The following is an 18,087-nucleotide window of genomic DNA, read 5'->3' on the forward strand; positions in this document are numbered from 1 at the left end:
CGGCCGGCCCCCCCCCCCGGCCGACCGGCGGCAGGGTGCCCAGCAGGGCAGCCGAGGCCAGGTAGCTGACGGCGTCCAGCAGCATCGAGGCCGCGCCGCCGACCAGCTGCACCAGCACGCCGCCGAGCGAGGGCCCGGCCAGGTCGGTGGCGGCGATGCTGCCGGAGACCAGGCTGTTGCGGGCGGTCAGCTGCTCCTTGGGGACGACGGCGGGCAGGAAGGTGGAGTTGCCGACGTCGAAGAGCACGCCGGCGAAGCCGACCAGTAGTGCCACCAGGACCAGTTGGGGCAGTCCCAGCACGCCGAGCGCGGCGGCCAGCGGCACCGAGGCGACGGCGGCGGCCCGGATCAGGTCCATCGCCACCTGGGTGCCGCGCAGCGGCAGCCGTTGGACCAGCACGCCGGCCGGCAGTCCGATCACCAGCCAGGCGACGTAGGCGGCGCCCGTGATCAGTCCGACCTCGAAGGCCGAGGCGTGCAGGGTGACCACCGCGATCAGCGGCAGGGCCACCGTCGTCACCTGGTCGCCGAGCCGACTGACGGTCGAGGCGCTCCAGTAGCGCCAGAACGCCCCCGCCCCGCGGCCGCTGCCGCCACCCCCGCCCGCCGGATCCACCGTTCTCGCCGCGTCCACCGTCTCCGTCGTCAACGTCCGCCCCTTTCGCCGCCATCGGTCCACGACCGGGACCGAGTGGCTTCGCGAGTAAGTTCCCTTTGGGAACTCACTATACTGGGTGATCATGCGGCACACGGAAGCGGCGGACCCGGACTGCGCGATCTCCCAGGCCCTGGCGGTGGTCGGGGACACCTGGACCCTGCTCCTGGTCAGGGACGTCGCGGGCGGCACCCACCAGTTCGACGCCCTGCAGAACGGACTCGGCATCAGCCGCAAGGTGCTCACCGAGCGCCTCAAGGCACTGGTCGCCGACGGTGTCCTGGAGAAACGGCTCTACCACCCGCACCCGCCGCGCTACGAGTACCACCTGACGGACCGGGGCCGCGGACTCCTGCCGGTCCTGGTCGCCCTCCAGGACTGGGGCGGACGCTACGTCCTGGGCGACGGCACCCTCTCCGCCACCAGCGCCCCCGACTCCGCCGAGACCCGCCGGGTCACCGCCCTCACCGGCCACCGGCTGCCCGCGCTGGAACTCGACGCCGCCGCCGGGGGACGGGTCGACCCGGTCGCCGCGGACCGCGCCTGGACGGTGCTCTACTGCTACCCCGGCGCCTACGCCCCGGGCGGGGCCGACCACCCGCCCGGCTGGGGCGACATCCCCGGCGCGCCCGGCTGCACCCTGGAGTCCTGCACCTACCGCGACCGGATGGGCGAGTTCACCGCCCGCGACACCGCCGTCTACGGCGTCAGCACCCAACGCCCGGACCAGCTGGCGGCCTTCGCCGAGCACGCCCGGATCCCGTTCCCGCTGCTCTCCGACGCCGGACTGGAACTCGCCGCCGGGCTACGGCTGCCCACCTTCCGCGCCGCGGGCGTCGAACGCCTCAAGCGGCTCACCCTGGTCCTCGACGCACGCCGCACCGTGCGCGGCGTGCTCTACCCCGTCACCGATCCCGCAGGTTCGGTCGAGGACGTCCTCACCCTGCTGGACGGGCTGCGCGGCTGACGGCCGGGCACACGGAAGCGGGTGCGCCCCCGGCCCGGCCGGGGACGCACCCGCTCAACTGTGCTGCGACGGAGGGTGGTCAGTACCGCGAGGCGATCACGAACCAGCCGACCACCATGATCAGGACGACGGCGACGATCGCGATCGTGGTCGGCGTCAGCCGGTCCCGGAACTGCTTCACGGGCTCGACCCGCTGCGCCTCCTCGGTGCTCGACTCCCACCAGTTGCGCAGCCGCTGGACGTTCACGTCGAAGTCCGCGGTCGGGTACAGCGGACTCCAGGACAGGCCCGGCAGCGAGCGCCGGCGCCCGCTCGTGGTGAAGATCCGCGCTGCCCGGGTCGGTCCGGAGCCGGCGTACGGTCCGCTGGACGCGGTGGTGCGGACGTCGACCCAGCGGATCTCCGCCCAGGAGTAGGTGCGCCCGGCCCCGAACCCCCAGCAGATCGTCACGCCCTCGGGTCCGACCCGGCTCCAGCCCCGCCACGAGCTGTAGAAGACCGGCGCGAACAGCACCACGACGATGCCGAGCGACCAGGCCACGAACACCGGCCCGGAGCGCACCATCCCGACCGACACCATGAGGACGAGGAAGGCGAGGGCGCCGGTCAGATGGGACTTGGAGGGGCGGAACAAGTCCTTGCCCCGGAACACCAGTTCGTTCACGGGCGCAGGCTACTCCGGTGCCTCGCCTGCGACCAGGCGGTTTGACGCGATCTTGACGGGAACCGGCAGGCCGGCGGGCGGGTCGGACCAGTGACCTTTCTGTGTACGGGAGTTGGCGGAATCGTGCCGTCCGTGGGAATGGTGAACCGGTGGAACCGCCTCATCCGTGGCCCGGTCGTCAGGCGCTCTTTCGCCCGGCCCGCCCGCTCCACCCGCCCCGTCCGCGCAGGACCCGGCGGGCCGTGCCGAAGGTGAGCGCGGCCCACAGGACGGCGGCCACACCCGAGACCCAGATCTCGGCGCCGCGGAAGGAGAGGTCGTCGTCCCGGTTGGCCGGCGGTGCCCAGCCGTCCGGGTCGGCCAGCACCGTGGTGGTGCTGCCGACCGAGGAGCCGGAGCAGCCGAAGCCCCCGATGGTGCCGTGCGGCAGCGGGTGGCCGTCCTCGCGGCGGATGCCGCAGGTCCAGCTGATCCGGCCCGTCTTGTCCTTGCCGCTGTGCGCCGAGGTGATGACGACCCGGGTCTCCACCCCGCGGTGGGAGATCAGCTGGGCGCGCAGGGCGGGGGTGGGGATCACCAGGAGGATCAGGCCCAGCGCGACGGCGGGCCAGACCACCCAACCGCTGCTGTGGATCATCATCAGTCCGACTACGGCCACCATCAGCACCAGGACGGCCAGGATGGTGCAGGGGGCCTGGTAGTCGGGGTTGGTGGCGAGGGCCAGCAGCCCGATCATCAGCAGCGGGGCGAGCAGCCCGACCAGCAGCGCGGTGCGCCGCACCGTGCGCGGCGCGAGCTGGACGTCCTTCCCGGGGCGCCGGCGCGCGGGCTTGGCAGGCCGGACGACCCCGGCCGCCAGGGGCCGCTTCTGCTTCTTGTTCGGACGCTTGGCCATGCTGCCCCCGCTCGGTGGTTCTGCTTCGTGCTCGCGACAGTGTGACGGCAGCCCCCGACGGCCGGAAGGCCGGGGTACCGCCCTGCCCGCGGTCACGTCCTGCCCGCCGGCAGGACGGCCTGCGGTCAGGTCCTGCCCAGGGCCGCCTGTTCCAGGTCGAGGTCGCGCTGGAGCAGCCGCAGGGTGGTGTCGCTGATCCGGTGCTCCTCGTACAGGCGGTGCAGCCGGTCGTTCTGCACCGCGATGACCTCCTGCCGCAGTTGGCGGTAGGCGTCGTCGGCGGTGGTGCCGTCGGGGGCCTCGGGGGTGCGGTCGAGCCGGGCGGTGAGGGCGCGGCGGACCCGGTCGACGGCGGTGTCCGGGACGGCCTCCAACTCGGCCAGGCCGTCCACGTGCTCCAGGGCGGTGCGGTTGAGCTCGTCGCGGGCGTCGGCCTCCTCGCGCGCGGTGTGCTCGGGTTCCAGGGCGAGTCCGGAGCGGTTGACCACGGCGGCGAGGGTCAGGCCCTGGACGACCAGGGTGAGCACGACGTTGGAGACGGTGAGCACCAGGACCAGCGGCCGTCCGTCGAGCGCGGCTCCGCCCTCGGTCAGCAGCGGGATGGAGAGCGCGGCGGCCAGCGGCATGACGCCCCGGGTGCCGGCCCAGGTCACCACCCCGGCGACCCGCCAGGACAGCCGTCCCTGGCTGGGCTTGACGGCGCGGGTGAGCGGCAGGGTCCACAGCACCCGGACAGCGATCAGCACGGCGGCGATGGCCACCGACTGGAGCGGCCACCAGCCGGTGCCGGCCGGTAGCTCCCGGACGAGCGTGGGCAGTTCCAGGCCGACGATCGAGAAGACGACGCTCTCCAGCAGGAACACCACCACCGCGTACACGGCGTGCAGTTGCAGTCGGATCCGGGCGTCGGTGAGCCGGTGGCCGGAGCGGCCGAGCAGCACCCCGGCGACCACCACCGAGGTGACGCCGGAGGTGTGCGCGGACTCCGCCAGCACGTACGCCGCGTACGGGGTGACCAGGGCTATCACCGTCTCCAGCACCGGGTCGGTGGTGCGGCGGCGCAGCAGCCAGACCAGCCCGGCGACGGCCGCGCCGACCAGGCTGCCGCCCCCGCCGAGCAGCACCAGCTCGCCGCCCGCGGCGGGCAGGTCGACCGTCCCGCCGACGGCCACGGCGACGCCGACGGCGACCTTGAACAGCACCAGCGAGGTGGCGTCGTTGAACAGGCTCTCCGCCTGGACGAGCACCTGGACCCGCCCGGGCAGGGCGAGCCGGCGGCCGAGTGCGGTGACGGCCACCGGGTCGGTGCTGGAGAGCACGGCGCCGAGCACGAAGGCCATCGCGGGCGGCAGCCCGGCGACGGCGACGGCGACGAAGCCGACGGCCGCGGCGGAGGCGAAGACCAGGCCGAAGGAGAGGATGGTGACGGGCCGCCAGACCGTCCGCAGGTCGCGCAGGGACAGTTCCTCGGCGGAGGAGTAGAGCAGCGGCGGCAGCACCACCGCGCCGATGATCTGCGGGGGCACGTGCAGGGCGGGGACGCCGGGGAGGAGGGCGACGCCGAGTCCGGCGAGGACCAGCAGCGAGGGGGCGGGCACCCGCCATCGGCGGGCGAAGGTGGCCACGCTGGTGGCCAGGACGACCAGGACGAGAACGATCCCCACGGCGTGCATCTGCAGAAACGACCCATCGCAATGTCGGGGTCGCCGTGGCCCGATCGCCGCAGTCGTCCCCCGAGCCGACCAGACTTCCCGGCACACCGCTCGGCATCTTATCGGGCTTTTGGCGGGGTTCGGCAGGGGATTCCGGGGCCACGGCCCGGGCGGCGGTCTCGGTCATCGCCCCGTCGACCGCAGGTCAGGCCCGGTCGCGACCCGTGCTACCGGCCGGTAGTGCTGTTCCGGACGAATTCACCGAATGCTCGCCGGAAGTCTTGCGGGCCGTGCACGTACGGAAGTTGGATACACAACATCCCGCGACCCGCCGGGCCGACGACGTCCCCCACGGAGCCCCGATGACCCTGCCGTCCCTGCGCCGCACCCTCGCCGCCGGTGCCGCCGCCACCGTGCTCGCCGCCCTCGGCGCCGCCCCGGCCGGCGCCGAGAGCACCCCCGTCACCGCGCCGCCGCTGGATGTCCTGACCTACAACACCTTCCTGATGAGCACCTCGCTCTACCCCAACTGGGGCCAGCAGCACCGCGCCCAGGCGATCGCCTCGGCGGACTTCTTCCAGGGCCACGACGTGGTCGTGCTGGAGGAGGCCTTCGACAACGCCGCCTCCGACGCCCTGATCGCCAAGGCCTCCGCCGCCTACCCCTTCCACACCCCCGTGGTCGGCCGCTCCACCGGCGGCTGGGACGCCACCTCCGGCAGCTACAGCTCCACCACCCCCGAGGACGGCGGGGTCACCGTGCTCAGCAAGTGGCCGATCCTGCACCAGGAGCAGTACGTATACCAGGACGCCTGCGGCTCCGACTGGTGGTCCAACAAGGGCTTCGCCTACGTCGTCCTCGACGTCGACGGCCGGCGCACCCACCTGGTCGGCACCCACCTCCAGTCCACCGACTCCGGCTGCGCGAGTGGCCAGGCGGCCGCGATCCGGGCCAGGCAGCTCGGCGCGATGCGGGCGTTCCTGGACGCGAAGCGGATCCCGGCGGACGAGCCGGTGCTGGTCGCGGGGGACCTCAACATCGACTTCCACGGCACCGAGTACCAGTCCCTGCTGGACAACGGCTACCTCGCCCCGGCCTCCGCCCGCACCGGCTGGCCGTACTCCTTCGACACCGTCGACAACTCCATCGCGGCCTACCGCTACCCGGGCGAGCCCAAGGAGGACCTCGACCACGTCCTCTACCGTGCCGACCACGCCCGCCCGCAGCAGTACACCAACGAGGTCCGCCGGGTGCACAGCGCGCCCTGGACGGTGAGCAGCTGGGGCAGGAGCTACACCTACACCGACCTCTCCGACCACTACCCGCTGATCGCGCACTGAGCCGGGGCGGTGCCGTCCACCAGGGGCAACGCCGCAGGTGGGGCGGGCCCGGTGTGGCGGGCATCACAGCTTCCGGGCCGGTTCGGGCTCCTACGATCGGGAGCGCGGACGCCGGCCACGCCGGGACCGGTGCCCGCCCGGCAGCCCCGCGATCCGGCCCGAGGAGAAGCGCACCTTGACCAGCCCCACCGCCGCACCCGACAGCTACTACCAGCGCACCGGCGAGCAGCAGTACAAGCCCACCGTCCACGCCCAGGGCGCCTGGCACCCGGACGAGCAGCACTTCAGCCCGGTGGGCGGCCTGATCGTCCACGCGATCGACCGGCACCGGGCCGGGCGCCCCGCGGACGGCCTCGCCCTGGCTCGGGTGAGCTTCGACATCCTCGGCCTGATCGCCCTGGACGAACTGGAGATCACGGTCGAGACCCTCCGCCCGGGCCGCACCATCGAGCTGGTGGAGGCGGTCGCCTCGATCGCCGGACGCGCCGTGGTGCGGGCCCGGGCCTGGTTCCTGGCCGAGCAGGACACCGCCGCCGTGGCCGGCACCCACGACGAACGGCTGCCCGCGCCCGAGGAGTTCGAGTCCTGGCCGATGAGCGAGCAGTGGGCCGGCGGCTACATCGCCTCGGTGGAGGTCCGGCGCCGCTCCACCGCGCCGGGCCGGGCCGCCGCCTGGCTCGCCACCCCGCTGGAGCTCGTCGCGGGGGAGGCCGCGAGCCCGCACGCCGCGTTCATCGCCCTGGTCGACACCGCCAACGGCATTGCCGTCCGGGAGCAGCCCACCGAGTGGATGTTCCCGAACACTGACCTGACCGTCCACTTCCACCGCCGCCCCGGCGGCCGCTCGACCGGCCTGGACACCGCCGTCAGCTTCGGGCCGGCCGGCCACGGCGTCACCAGCACCGTGCTGCACGACGTCCACGGCCCGGTGGGCCGGGCCGAGCAGATCCTCACCGTCCGTCGGCAGCAGGGCAGTTGACGACCCCGGTGGCTGCCGCTGCCGGGGCGGGCGGCAGTCACCGGGAGACGGCTCAGCCCGGCAGCGAGTCCATGAAGGAGCTCACCGAGAAGACCGCCTTTCCGGGCCCGGCCGGGCCGTAGCCGGGCGGGGAGGAGAGGCCGAACTCCTCCAGGGTGGCGCGGTAGGTCTGCAACAGCCGGATGTGGTACTCCAGCGGCGCGCCCTGGGGGTTGGCCTTGCCCAGCGGGGTGGTGGGCTCGGGGCACCAGGTGGTGAAGCGCGGCACCACGCCGTGGGACATGAAGAAGCGCAGCCCCTCCCGGGTGGAGGCGATCGCCTCGTCGACGGTGGTGAAACCGAAGGGCTCGGCCATCTCCACGCCCGCCACGAAGTTGGGGATCACGTTCTCCGCGCCGAACACCTCGGTGGAGTCCAGGATCCGGCGGTGCCACTCGTCCCGGCCGACGTAGCGCTCCTTGCCGGGGCAGTAGAGCTCGAACAGGCGTTTGTCCCACACCTCGAAGTTGGGGTGGTAGATCTTCACGCCGTAGTCGTGGAAGCGCTGCACGTCGTCGCGGGGCAGCGCCTGGGCGACCACCTTGCCGATCCAGCGGTCGGGGAAGCGCTCCTCGATGGCCTTGGCGTACTGCCCGTAGAAGTCCGCCTCGTCCCGGCCGCCGACCTGGGAGGTGATCGCGCCGCCGGTGAGGGTGTACGCCCGGGAGGCGCGGGCGGTGTCGTGGCGGTCGATGATCTCCAGCGCCTCCAGCACCTCCTCGACCGGCTTGACCCCGGTGTACGGCCGGCCGGCCGCCTTGTGCTGGCGCCAGTTGTGGTTGATGTCGCAGTACTGGCACTCCTCCTTGGCGCCGAAGTACTGGCAGACCCGGAACACCGTGAGGTAGATCAGGTAGCCCCACTGGATGGTCGGGGCGACCTCCATCACCGACTTCCCGTTGGCCAGGGTGTGCCGGTAGTAGTCCGGCATCGGCGGCAGGCCGACGTCGGCGATCCGCGCGCCGTCCAGGTAGAGGCCGAGCGTGCCGTCCTCGCCCGCGCGCACCCGGTACGGCGAGTCCGGGTTGACCCGCACCGACACCACCGTGCGGCGCAGCCCGTACGGCCCGCCGGTCAGCACGACCTCCTCCGGCGGCCGGTTGAGGGCGGCCGCGCCCAGCTCGGGCAGGGTGCGGTGGTCGAAGGAGAAGATGAAGTACGACTTCGGTTTGACCTCGCCGCTCCCGTCGGCCCCGGTGCTGCCGCTGAGGGCGGACTCGTCGAAGGCCATGCCGCCGCGCAGCAGGTCCTCCTTGATCACCGCCTCCCGGGGCACGTCGGGGAAGCGCTCCATGAGGTCCTCGACGACTTCGGTGCGGCTGCGGGCCTGGCTCTCCATGTGCTGGTCTTCCTTCCTGGCCGCGTTCCTCGCACGGCGCCCCGCCCATTCTTCTCCCCCTTACGCCGGCGGTCGGACACCGGCCCGCCCGCCGGCCGTCTTCCGACCGTCCGCCGGCCGTCTTCCGGCTGACGTCGCGGGCGCGGGCGGTCCCGATCGGGCGATCCGCGGTCGAACGGTCCCCGTCGCGGCCGGTGCGATGCCGTCGGCCGGCGCGGGACACGGCGGATGGTCGGCAGGTTGACGCGCGGCCCGGACGGGCGGGGGCCGGCGGGTGCGGAACCGCAGCCAGGGGCCCGGGCGGACCGATGCATGACACCGGGGCGGCCAAACGCCGTCAGCCGGAACGTTCACCCTATCGGGTGTAGAAGATCGTCCGTTGCGATCCGGAACGGGCTTTCGCGCCTACGGTGGGGAACCGAGCGAGACGGGGCCCGTGGCGTGGAGTTCCCCATCGCTGCGGGCGAGATGACGACCCGTCACATCAGGTGATCCCTCTCGGAGGAGGCTCCATGGCCCTGTGCACCAGAACGGGTACCCCGCCCGGGCCCGTCGACGCCCCGGTGGTGGGCTCATGAGCTCCCCGGCGATCGACCGGATCCTGCGCGGTCCCACCGGACTCGGCACCGCCGGGCTGCAGTTGAGGCCGCCGACGCCGGCTCCCGAGGTTGCGGTTCCCGAGGTCGCGGCTCCTGAGGTCGGGGCTCCCGAGGTTGCGGCGCCCGGGCTGCCGGTGGAGGCGCCGACGGCCGACGTCCAGCTGGATGCCCCGGCGGTCGAGGTGCCGGCCGCAGCCGCGCCGGGCGGCGGGGCCGCGCTGGTCGAGGCCGTCGCGTCGGAGGCCCTGGCGGCAGCGGCCGCCGCGCTGGAGGCCGTCCTGCCCGAGGTCCAACCGCCGTCCGCGCCGTCGCCCGTACTGCCCTCCGTTTCCGTACTGCCCACCGGGCCCGCGCTGACCTTCGGCGCCCCGGCCGCCGCCGCGCCGGGCGGCAAGCCGAAGACCGGCGACCCCATCCCCGGGCTCTACCACCACCCGATCGCCGAGCCCGACCCGGTGCGGGTGGCGGAGCTCAGCCTCAGGATCAAGGCCTGGGCGATCGACGAGATCGAGCTCTACCCGCCGGAGTGGGAGAAGGACTTCGACGGGTTCTCCACCGGGCGCTACATGGTGGCCTGCCACCCCGACGCGCCGAGCATCGACCACCTGATGATCGCGGCCCGTCTGATGGTCGCCGAGAACGCGGTGGACGACTGCTACTGCGAGGACCTCGGCGGCTCGCCCGTCGGCCTGGGCAGCCGACTGCTCCTCGCGCACACCGCGCTGGACCCGCTGCACACCACCGCGGAGTACCACCCGGCCTGGGAGGCCTCGCTCTCCGAGGACGCGCCCCGGCGCTCGTACCGCTCCGCGATGGAGTACTTCGTCCGCGCCTCCACGCCCGCCCAGGCGGACCGCTTCCGGCACGACATGGCGCGGCTGCACATGGGGTACCTGGCCGAGGCCTCCTGGGCCGAGGCCGAGCACGTGCCGGAGGTCTGGGAGTACCTGGCGATGCGCCAGTTCAACAACTTCCGCCCCTGCCCGACGATCACCGACACCGTCGGCGGCTACGAGCTGCCCGTCGAGCTGCACGCGCTGCCCGCCATGCAGCGGATCATCGCGCTGGCGGGCAACGCGACCACCATCGTCAACGACCTCTACTCGTACACCAAGGAGCTCGCCAGTCCGGGGCTCCACCTGAACCTGCCGGTGGTGATCTCCGAGCGGGAGGGCGTCTCGCGCCAGGAGGGCTACCTCAAGGCCGTCGAGGTCCACAACGAGCTGATGCACGCCTTCGAGGCCGAGTCGGCCGCGCTGGCCGTCGCCTGCCCGGTGCCGACCCTGGTGCGCTTCCTGCGCGGGGTGGCGGCCTGGCTCGACGGCAACCACTACTGGCACCAGACCAACACCCACCGGTACAGCCTGCCCGACTTCTGGTAACGCGCCGGTCGGCATTTCGCACCTTTTCCGCTAACCAAGCCTGATCACAATGGAGTTGACCCACATGTCCGTGACCGACGACCTCTCCACCGCCGGCACCGCCATTCCCGGCCCGGCCACTCCGTACCAGAGCGACATCGCGCGCTACTGGAACAACGAGGCCCGCCCGGTGAACCTGCGCCTGGGCGACGTCGACGGCCTGTACCACCACCACTACGGCATCGGCGAGATCGACCAGGAGGCGATCGGCGACCCGGCCGACAGCGAGCGCGAGAAGAAGGTCATCGCCGAGCTGCACCGCCTGGAGTCCGCCCAGGCCGACGTGCTGCTCGACCACCTCGGTGACATCAAGGCCAAGTCCACCCTGCTCGACGCCGGCTGCGGCCGCGGCGGCTCGATGGTCATGGCCCACCAGCGCTTCGGCTGCCGGGTCGAGGGCCTGACCCTCTCCTCGCAGCAGGCCGAGTTCGGCAACAAGCGCGCCGCCGAGCTGGGCATCGGCGACTTCGTCCGCTCCCGGGTCGCCAACATGCTCGACATGCCGCTGGAGAACGGCTCGGTGGTCGGCTCCTGGAACAACGAGTCCAGCATGTACGTGGACCTGCACGACCTGTTCGCCGAGCACTCCCGGGTGCTGGCCGTCGGCGGCCGCTACGTGACCATCACCGGCTGCTGGAACCCGAAGTACGGCCAGCCGTCGAAGTGGGTCTCGCAGATCAACGCGCACTTCGAGTGCAACATCCACTCCCGCCGCGAGTACCTGCGGGCGATGGCCGACAACCGTCTGGTGCCCCAGGCCGTCATCGACCTGACCCCGGACACCCTGCCCTACTGGGAGCTGCGGAACACCACCTCGCTGGTCACCGGCATCGAGGAGGCGTTCATCGAGTCCTACAAGGACGGCTCCTTCCAGTACGTGCTGATCGCGGCCGACCGGGTCTGACCCGGCACCCTCCGCACGACCGGCACCCCGGTGCCGGACCGACGGGCGGCCTCCCCGCACAGCGGCGTGCGGGGAGGCCGCCCGTCGGCCGTCGGCCGGGCCGTCGGGGCCGGTGCCCCTCAGGCGCGGGCGCGGCGGGTGAAGGTGAGGTGGGTCACCCCGCTCGGGCTGCTCACCGCCTCGATCTCGAAGCGCTCCTCCAGCCCTTCCAGCCCGTCCCAGAGCGACTCGCCCCGGCCCAGCACGATCGGCACCACGACCACGTGCAGGTGGTCGACGAGGTCGGCCTCCAGGAACGCCCGGACGGTGCGCGGCCCGCCGCCGATCCGGACGTCCAGTCCGCCGGCCGCCTCCCGGGCCTTCCGCAGCGCCTCCCCGGGGGAGCCGTCGACGAAGTGGAAGACCGTCCCGCCCTCCATCTCCACGGTCGGGCGCGGGTGGTGGGTGAGCACGAAGACCGGGGTGTGGAACGGCGGGTTCGGCCCCCACCAGCCCCGCCAGTCCTCGTCCTCCCACGGGCCGCGCTGCGGGCCGAACTTGTTGCGGCCCATGATCTCGGCGCCGATGCCGTCGCCCCAGGTGCGGGCCATCGCGTCGTCCACCCCGGTGTCGCCGCCCTCCTGGCCGGCCATCTGCCGGAAGGTGCGGGTGGCGAAGAACCACTCGTGCAGCCGGTGGGAGGCGTGCCCGAAGGGCTCCTCCAGGGTCTGGCCCTCACCGGTGCCGTATCCGTCGAGGGAGATCGAGAAATTGTGGACCCGGACCAGGGACATCGTGCCGCCTCCGCTGCTCGTGGCTCTCGGGCGGCCGCTCGCAGCCGTCCGCTCGCGGTCACGCTAGCGCGCGGGTACGACAGATCGGACGAACCGTCACCGATGGGTCGCGGCGTGCCCCGGGCGGCGCCCGCCGAGGCCGGAACCCGGGGAGGAGGTGGCGAAGTCGCCACGATATTGTCGTGCCTTCTTCACGAGGTGCACGCCTGATCCGGCGATGCTACCTCCGGCGGCGCGCACCCGCGGCCGTCGTGACCATCCCCGGGGGGACGATTCCGATGACCGTACGCCGTACCCTGGCAGGCCTGCTGGCCGCCGGCCTGCTCGCCACCGCCGCGGCCCTGGTGCCCACCGCGGCCCCCGCCGCCGCCGACACCGGCACCGGCGACCTGCCGTTCGGCTCGGCCACCACCGTCGGCCTGCACAACACCTACGACCCGGCCGCCTACCCGTACCTCGCCCAGAGCCTGGACACCGGCACGGGCATGATCGAACTCGACCTCTGGACCGACACCATCACCCAGGAGTGGAAGGTCAGCCACTCCAACCCGCTCGGCAACTCCAACAACTGCACCGCCGCCGACACCCCGGCCCAGCTGTACGGCGGCGGCACCAACAAGAACCTGGAGCACTGCCTCGACGACGTCCGGGTCTGGCTCGGCGCCCACCCGGGCGCCGGCCCGCTGGTGATCAAGCTGGAGGTCAAGGGCGGCTTCGCGGCCAACCTCGGGATGGGCCCCGACCAGCTCGACACGCTGATCGCCGCCCACCTCGGCGACGCGGTGCTGCGCCCGGCCGACGTGCTGGCCAAGCCCGGCGGCGGCTCCTACGCCACCGTCGACGAGGCGGTCCGGGCGGGCAACTGGCCGAGCCGCTCGGCCCTCGCCGGGCGGGTGCTGCTCTACGCGATCCCGGGGACGGTCGAGGAGCACAACCCCTTCGACACCCTGCACACCGACGTCGAGTACGGGCGGCACCTGCGCGACCTGGCCGCCTCCGGCCGGATCGACCGGGCCCAGCTGTTCCCGGCCGTGCACGGCGCGGCGGGCGGCGACCCGCGCGCCAAGTACACCGGCGCGGACGCCGGGATCCGCCCGTGGTTCGTGGTCTTCGACGGCGACGCCGCCGGCTACCTGAACGGCATCGACACCGCCTGGTACGACCGCTCGCACTACCTGCTGGTGATGACGGACGCCCAGAACGTGGCGCCGACGATCAGCGCCACCGACCCGACCGCCGACCAGGCCCGCGCCCGCACCGAGCAGCTGGCCCGGGCGCACGCGAGCGTCGTGTCCAGCGACTGGCGCAAGCTCCCGGCGGTGCAGTCCCTGGTGCTGAACCGGGGCTGACCGTCGTGCCGACGCCCTGGGCTCCGTTCTCGTGGCGAAGGCCCTAGGCTACGCCCCCGTGTCGAAGACGATCGAACAACTGGTGGACGGCCTGGCGGGGACGTACGAGGTCAGCGAGGTGTGCCTGCTGCTCGAGGCGCACCTGGCGCGCGGCGACACGGCGTTCCACGTGGAGGTCGGAGCGGCTCTGCACCGCCGCTTCGGCTCGGGCTGGGCGGGTGCCGAGCACGACTCCCTCTACGACCACGTCCTCTGGGACGTGGTCACCACCCCCGGGCGGGTGCACGTGGAGCGCGCGTTCGAGTTGAAGCCCGCCGTCAGCACGCGCCCCGGTCGGCCGCTCCGCCGGGCCGCCGCCGTGCTGGCCGAGTACCAGCCGCTCGAGGCCCTGGCCTGGGTGTTCGAGGCCCCGGCCGACCATCCGCGGGTGCCGGAGGAGCTGCGGGCCTGCCTGCTGCAGGAGTTGGTGCTGCGCGGCGCCCCGGTCGCGGAGCTGCCCGAGGCGCGGGCCTGGGCGGCGGCCTCGCCGTACTGGGCCGCGCACCCGCTGGCCCGGCTGCCCTGGACCCTCGACCCGATCGAGGGCAAGCCGCTCATGGCGCACTACTCGCGCGGCGCGGTGGCGTGGGGCGCGCCGTACCGGCTGCCGGAGGGCGGCCGGATCGCGGCGGCCGGCCGGGTGGCGGCGGAGATCGGGGCGGACGAGCCCGGGCTGACCGTGGCCGTGGAGCGCTGGGCACGGCAGTTCAACGGGCAGCTGGAGGCGGCGGTGTTCGAGGCCGAGCGGCCGGTCGCGCCCGAGGAGCTCCCGGGGACGCTGGCCGGGCTGCCGCTGGACTGCATGTCCGGGGAGGGCTGTCGCGGCCCACTGGGCGGCGTGCCCGGGGTGGACGAGGCCCACGGCGGGGCGCACGCCGGGCACCTGGCGGTCGTGCCGACCACCGCCGCCGAGGTCTGGCGCCAGCTCTTCGCCGCCGCCTCCACCGGCCCCGGGGGCGAACGCGGGTGGTCGTACGGCGGCTACGGACGGCTGGAGGCCTGGCGTTCCCTCGCGGCGCTGGTGGGCGCGGGCCCGGAGGACCCGGTGGCCAAGGTGGCGCGCCGGGCGGGGGAGTGCGCCTGGTACGGCTTCACCATGTGCGGGGACTGGTTCATCTGCGACGGCCTGGACCTCGGCTTCGCCGTCCTGGACGAAGGGCGCCGCCGGCTCGCGGTGATCGCCGCCACGGACTACCGGGGCGGCTGACCGGCCGGCTCAAGTCATCGACGGGTACGGCGAGTTGACCGGAGATGAAGACTCCGAACGGGGCTTCCGGGGAGCTCCGGGGCTCGCCATCCTGTTGGGCATGACCCGAACTCTACGCGCGTGGAAGACCCGTACCGTCGCCGTCGCCGTGCTCGCCCTGGCCACCCTGGCGCCCGTCGCCGTCGCCACCGAGGCGCAGGCCGCGGTGAGCGGCAAGGTATGCGTGTCCGCCCTGCCGTCCCAGGCCCGGACCACCCTCGACCTGATCGCCAAGGGCGGGCCGTTCCCGTACCGCCAGGACGGCGTGGTGTTCACCAACAAGGAGGGCGTGCTGCCCGCCCAGCGCTCCGGCTACTACCACGAGTACACCGTGGTGACCCCGGGCGCGCCGACCCGCGGCACCCGCCGGATCGTCACCGGCCAGCGCTCGCGGGAGGACTACTACACCGCCGACCACTACGCGACCTTCCGGCTGATCGACTTCGGCTGCTGACCCGACCCGCCGCCCCTGACCCGCCGCCCCCGGGCCCCGGCCGTGTGCCGGGGCCCGGACGGTAGGGTCGGCGCTGGCCGCCCCACCCGGGCCGCTGAGCGGCCGCCGGAGCGGCGCCCGCCCTCCCGTACTCCGGAGGACCCGGAAGCCTGCCCCCGCGCCCGCGCCCGCGCCCGGAGGCCCGCCGGGCCGCTCTCCGCTACCGACCGGTCGAACACCGACGGTATTGTGACAGGTTCGTGGAGGGGGGCGCAGATGGCGAAGTCAGCAGCTGGTGACGGGACGGGCGGGCCGGAGCAGCCGGAGCAGCCGGGGGAGCGGGCCTCGGCCATCGCCCGTCGGCTGGACCGGCTGATGGCGCGGGAGGCGACCAGGTCGGGCGGCCGGCCCCCCGCCTACCGCGAACTCGCCGACCGGATCAACCGCCTGGCGGGGCGGGACGTCATCTCCCGCGACACCGTGCGCAACCTCCACCTCGGCCTGAACCAGAAGGGCCAGGCCTGCAACCCCACGGTGGACACCCTCGACTGGCTGGGCCGGGGCTTCGGCATCGGCGCCGGCGCGAGCTACTTCCTGGACGACGCCAAGGCCGCTTTGGTCGACGAGCAGCTCGACCAGCTGGAGCGGATGGCCGAGTTGCGGCAGGCGCTCGGCAACGACGGGGTGGTCAACCTGGTCAAGCGGGCCTCCGCGCTGTCCGACGGCAGCCTGCGGGTGCTGCTCTCGCTCGCCGACAACCTCCGCAAGCTCGAACAGGACGCGAGCGGCCAGGACGCCGGCAGCCAGGACACCGGCAGTCAGGACGCGAGCAGCCGGGGTGCGAGCGGCCGGAACGCGGGCCCGACCGGCGCCGGATGAGCGGGAGCACCGCACCACCCACCACCGTCCCCCGACCCGCTCCCGCCCCCGCTCCGAAGGAACACCCCCACCTTGGCCTTCCCCCGCGGCCTGCGCCGACGCTGCGAGCAGCGGCTCTCCGGCCTGAGTCTGCCCGCCCCGTTCACCGTCGAGGGCTTCCGCGCCGCCCTGGAGCGCGAGCGGGGCCGCCGCATCGTCATGGAGCCGCTGCCCGCCCTCGGCCCCGACCTGCCCTGCGGGCTGTGGATCGCGCTGCCCAGCATCGACGTCGTCTACTACGAGGAACGCACCAGCCCCGCCCACCAGGACCTGATCAAGCTGCACGAGCTCGGCCACGTCCTGTGCGGCCACACCGGCACCCTCGAACTCTCCCGGCTCAGCGCGCTGCTGCCCGACCTGACGCCCGAGCTGATCGCCCAGCTGATGGGCGCGGGCCGCACCAGCTACCACACCGCCGAGGAGCAGGAGGCGGAGATGATCGCCCTGCTGCTCGCCGATCTGGTCGGCTCCACCACCGACCCGAGCCCGGTCTCCGACCGGCTGGCCGAGAGCCTGATGCACCCGATACGCCAACCCCGGTGGAGGAAGTCCTGATGCGCCCGCTGTTCACCTGGCTGATGCCCTCGCTGATCTGGGGCGTCGTGCTCTGGCGGGCCCCCACGGCCTTCACCACCCGGGCGAACCGGGCACTGTGGGCGGCCTTCACGGCGATCGCCCTCGGGCTCAGCTGCCGTCCGGCCTTCGTCGAGCGGGGCCTGGGCGACCTCACCGGCATCCGGGACGTCACCCAGCTGCTCAAGCACCTGGCCGGCGTCGCCGCGGCGTACTTCCTGCTGGAGTACGTCCAGGAGGTGCGGCGCCGTCCGGAACGGCCCCGGGCCGCCCGCGTACGGCTGCTGCTCGCGGTGGTCGTGGGCGTCGCGCTGAGCCTGCTGTTCGTCCTCGCCCTCCCGCACGACGCCGACGGCGGCTTCGGCATCGACGCCCACTTCGGGGACCCGTGGGTGAAGGCCTACCTGTGCGTCTTCAACACCGCCTTCGCGCTGGCCAGCGCGCGGGCGATGGTGCTGTTCTGGTCCAACCGGGCCGCCGTTCCGCGCGGGGCGCTGCGGGTGGGGGTCAACTGCCTGGCGGCCGCCGGTGCGACCGGCCTGCTGTACACGCTCTACCGGTACTGGTTCACCCTCACCAAGGGCGACTCGACCCGGTTCGACGCCGCCGGGAAGCCGATCCCGCTCCAGGACACGGCCAGCGAGCTGCTGCCCGCGCTGATGCTGGTGCTGCTGGTCCTCGGCGTCACCATCCCGCCCGCCCGGACGGTCGTCGGCTACCTGCGCGACCAGTACGCGCTGTGGCGGCTGCACCCGCTCTGGGCGGACGTGGTGGCCGCCGTCCCCCAGGTGGTGCTGGGCACCCCCAGCAGCCGGCTGCGGGACGTGCTGACCGTCCGGGACCGCTCGGTCGAACTCGCCCACCGGGCCTTCGCCATCCGGGACGCCGCCCTGGTGCTGCGGGAGGACACCCAGGGGGCCGAGTGCGCTCCGGCCTGCGGGGACACCCGGGCCGCCGAGTGCGTCCCGACACCCGCCGGCTGCGAGGACCTCGCCCGGGTCGAGGCCCGCTGGCTGTGCGCCGCCGTCCGCCACCGGGCCCGCGACCTGCCCGCCCCGACCCCGCCGGCGGCCCTCGCCGCGACCACCGGCGGCCGCACCCCGCGCGAGGAGATCGCCTGGATGCTCGCCGTGGCCGCCGCCTACCGCCGGCTCGGCGCGGACGGGACCGTGTAGTCACCGAAGCCACCGAGCGCTCCAACCTCTCCGGCCGACCGGCCAGTTGACGCACCGACCGGTCGGTCGGCGACTCTGTTCGCCAGTCAGTGCCATGAGGGAGGTGCGGTTTTCGCTGTTCGGCGAT

At 73.5% G+C, this 18,087-nt stretch carries 17 protein-coding genes; 11 read left to right on the forward strand and 6 right to left on the reverse strand.

Translation table 11 applies throughout. The features are described from left to right. Positions 1-649: MFS transporter (locus tag AB0F71_RS37085; protein ID WP_360244736.1), on the reverse strand; the 649-nt coding region annotated here is incomplete at its 3' end. Positions 650-740: 91 nt separating this feature from the next. On the opposite strand from AB0F71_RS37085, the gene AB0F71_RS37090 reads away from it, so the two are divergent. Continuing rightward, on the forward strand, positions 741-1,622 hold the full coding sequence (locus AB0F71_RS37090) for a winged helix-turn-helix transcriptional regulator (RefSeq protein ID WP_360244739.1): 882 nt from the start codon (positions 741-743) through the stop codon (positions 1,620-1,622). A gap of 79 nt (positions 1,623-1,701) precedes the next feature. Here AB0F71_RS37090 and AB0F71_RS37095 read toward each other — a convergent pair whose 3' ends face one another. The 3 genes from AB0F71_RS37095 to AB0F71_RS37105 all read right to left on the reverse strand — a co-directional run bounded on the left by AB0F71_RS37095 (position 1,702) and on the right by AB0F71_RS37105 (position 4,854). After that, positions 1,702-2,286 (reverse strand): hypothetical protein, encoded by a 585-nt coding sequence (locus AB0F71_RS37095; RefSeq protein WP_360244742.1) that lies wholly within the window; start codon positions 2,284-2,286, stop codon positions 1,702-1,704. 178 nt (positions 2,287-2,464) lie between these two features. Continuing rightward, positions 2,465-3,181, reverse strand: coding sequence for a hypothetical protein (locus AB0F71_RS37100; protein ID WP_360244745.1), 717 nt, complete (start codon positions 3,179-3,181; stop codon positions 2,465-2,467). 125 nt (positions 3,182-3,306) lie between these two features. Beyond that, complete coding sequence (locus AB0F71_RS37105; RefSeq protein WP_360244748.1) at positions 3,307-4,854, reverse strand: Na+/H+ antiporter; 1,548 nt, start codon at positions 4,852-4,854, stop codon at positions 3,307-3,309. A 341-nt stretch (positions 4,855-5,195) separates the two neighbouring features. Between AB0F71_RS37105 and sph the strand changes: the two genes are divergently transcribed. Together sph and AB0F71_RS37115 are read left to right on the forward strand one after the other, a co-directional pair. Beyond that, positions 5,196-6,173, forward strand: coding sequence for a sphingomyelin phosphodiesterase (gene sph, locus AB0F71_RS37110; RefSeq protein ID WP_360244751.1), 978 nt, complete (start codon positions 5,196-5,198; stop codon positions 6,171-6,173). 175 nt (positions 6,174-6,348) lie between these two features. After that, positions 6,349-7,152 (forward strand): thioesterase family protein, encoded by an 804-nt coding sequence (locus tag AB0F71_RS37115; RefSeq protein ID WP_360244754.1) that lies wholly within the window; start codon positions 6,349-6,351, stop codon positions 7,150-7,152. 52 nt (positions 7,153-7,204) lie between these two features. Here AB0F71_RS37115 and AB0F71_RS37120 read toward each other — a convergent pair whose 3' ends face one another. Beyond that, positions 7,205-8,530 carry a radical SAM protein gene (locus AB0F71_RS37120; RefSeq protein ID WP_360244757.1) on the reverse strand — a complete coding sequence of 442 codons (1,326 nt, stop codon included), beginning with the start codon at positions 8,528-8,530 and terminating at the stop codon, positions 7,205-7,207. A 760-nt stretch (positions 8,531-9,290) separates the two neighbouring features. Between AB0F71_RS37120 and AB0F71_RS37125 the strand changes: the two genes are divergently transcribed. Continuing rightward, positions 9,291-10,511 (forward strand): family 2 encapsulin nanocompartment cargo protein terpene cyclase, encoded by a 1,221-nt coding sequence (locus tag AB0F71_RS37125; RefSeq protein WP_360244824.1) that lies wholly within the window; start codon positions 9,291-9,293, stop codon positions 10,509-10,511. Between the two features lie 64 nt (positions 10,512-10,575). After that, complete coding sequence (locus tag AB0F71_RS37130) at positions 10,576-11,454, forward strand: geranyl diphosphate 2-C-methyltransferase (RefSeq protein ID WP_360244760.1); 879 nt, start codon at positions 10,576-10,578, stop codon at positions 11,452-11,454. A gap of 119 nt (positions 11,455-11,573) precedes the next feature. Here the strand turns inward: AB0F71_RS37130 and AB0F71_RS37135 are convergent, their stop codons facing one another. Next, entirely contained in the window at positions 11,574-12,227 is a 654-nt protein-coding gene (locus tag AB0F71_RS37135) for a dihydrofolate reductase family protein (RefSeq protein WP_360244763.1), read from the reverse strand. A gap of 278 nt (positions 12,228-12,505) precedes the next feature. Between AB0F71_RS37135 and AB0F71_RS37140 the strand changes: the two genes are divergently transcribed. The 6 genes from AB0F71_RS37140 to AB0F71_RS37165 all read left to right on the forward strand — a co-directional run bounded on the left by AB0F71_RS37140 (position 12,506) and on the right by AB0F71_RS37165 (position 17,960). Then, positions 12,506-13,576 carry a phosphatidylinositol-specific phospholipase C domain-containing protein gene (locus tag AB0F71_RS37140; RefSeq protein ID WP_360244766.1) on the forward strand — a complete coding sequence of 357 codons (1,071 nt, stop codon included), beginning with the start codon at positions 12,506-12,508 and terminating at the stop codon, positions 13,574-13,576. 58 nt (positions 13,577-13,634) lie between these two features. Then, entirely contained in the window at positions 13,635-14,822 is a 1,188-nt protein-coding gene (locus AB0F71_RS37145) for a DUF6183 family protein (protein WP_360244769.1), read from the forward strand. 100 nt (positions 14,823-14,922) lie between these two features. Further along, positions 14,923-15,315, forward strand: a complete 393-nt coding sequence (locus AB0F71_RS37150; protein ID WP_360244772.1) for a ribonuclease domain-containing protein — start codon at positions 14,923-14,925, stop codon at positions 15,313-15,315. A gap of 255 nt (positions 15,316-15,570) precedes the next feature. Continuing rightward, positions 15,571-16,173, forward strand: coding sequence for a hypothetical protein (locus AB0F71_RS37155; RefSeq protein ID WP_360244775.1), 603 nt, complete (start codon positions 15,571-15,573; stop codon positions 16,171-16,173). Between the two features lie 72 nt (positions 16,174-16,245). Then, positions 16,246-16,767 carry a hypothetical protein gene (locus AB0F71_RS37160; RefSeq protein ID WP_360244778.1) on the forward strand — a complete coding sequence of 174 codons (522 nt, stop codon included), beginning with the start codon at positions 16,246-16,248 and terminating at the stop codon, positions 16,765-16,767. Further along, entirely contained in the window at positions 16,767-17,960 is a 1,194-nt protein-coding gene (locus tag AB0F71_RS37165) for an MAB_1171c family putative transporter (protein WP_360244781.1), read from the forward strand. Before AB0F71_RS37160 ends, AB0F71_RS37165 begins: the two co-directional genes overlap by 1 nt. Positions 17,961-18,087: the final 127 nt, after the last annotated feature.

The organism is Kitasatospora sp. NPDC028055 (genome assembly GCF_040637885.1).
In the GTDB taxonomy this organism is placed as follows: Bacteria; Actinomycetota; Actinomycetes; order Streptomycetales; family Streptomycetaceae; genus Kitasatospora.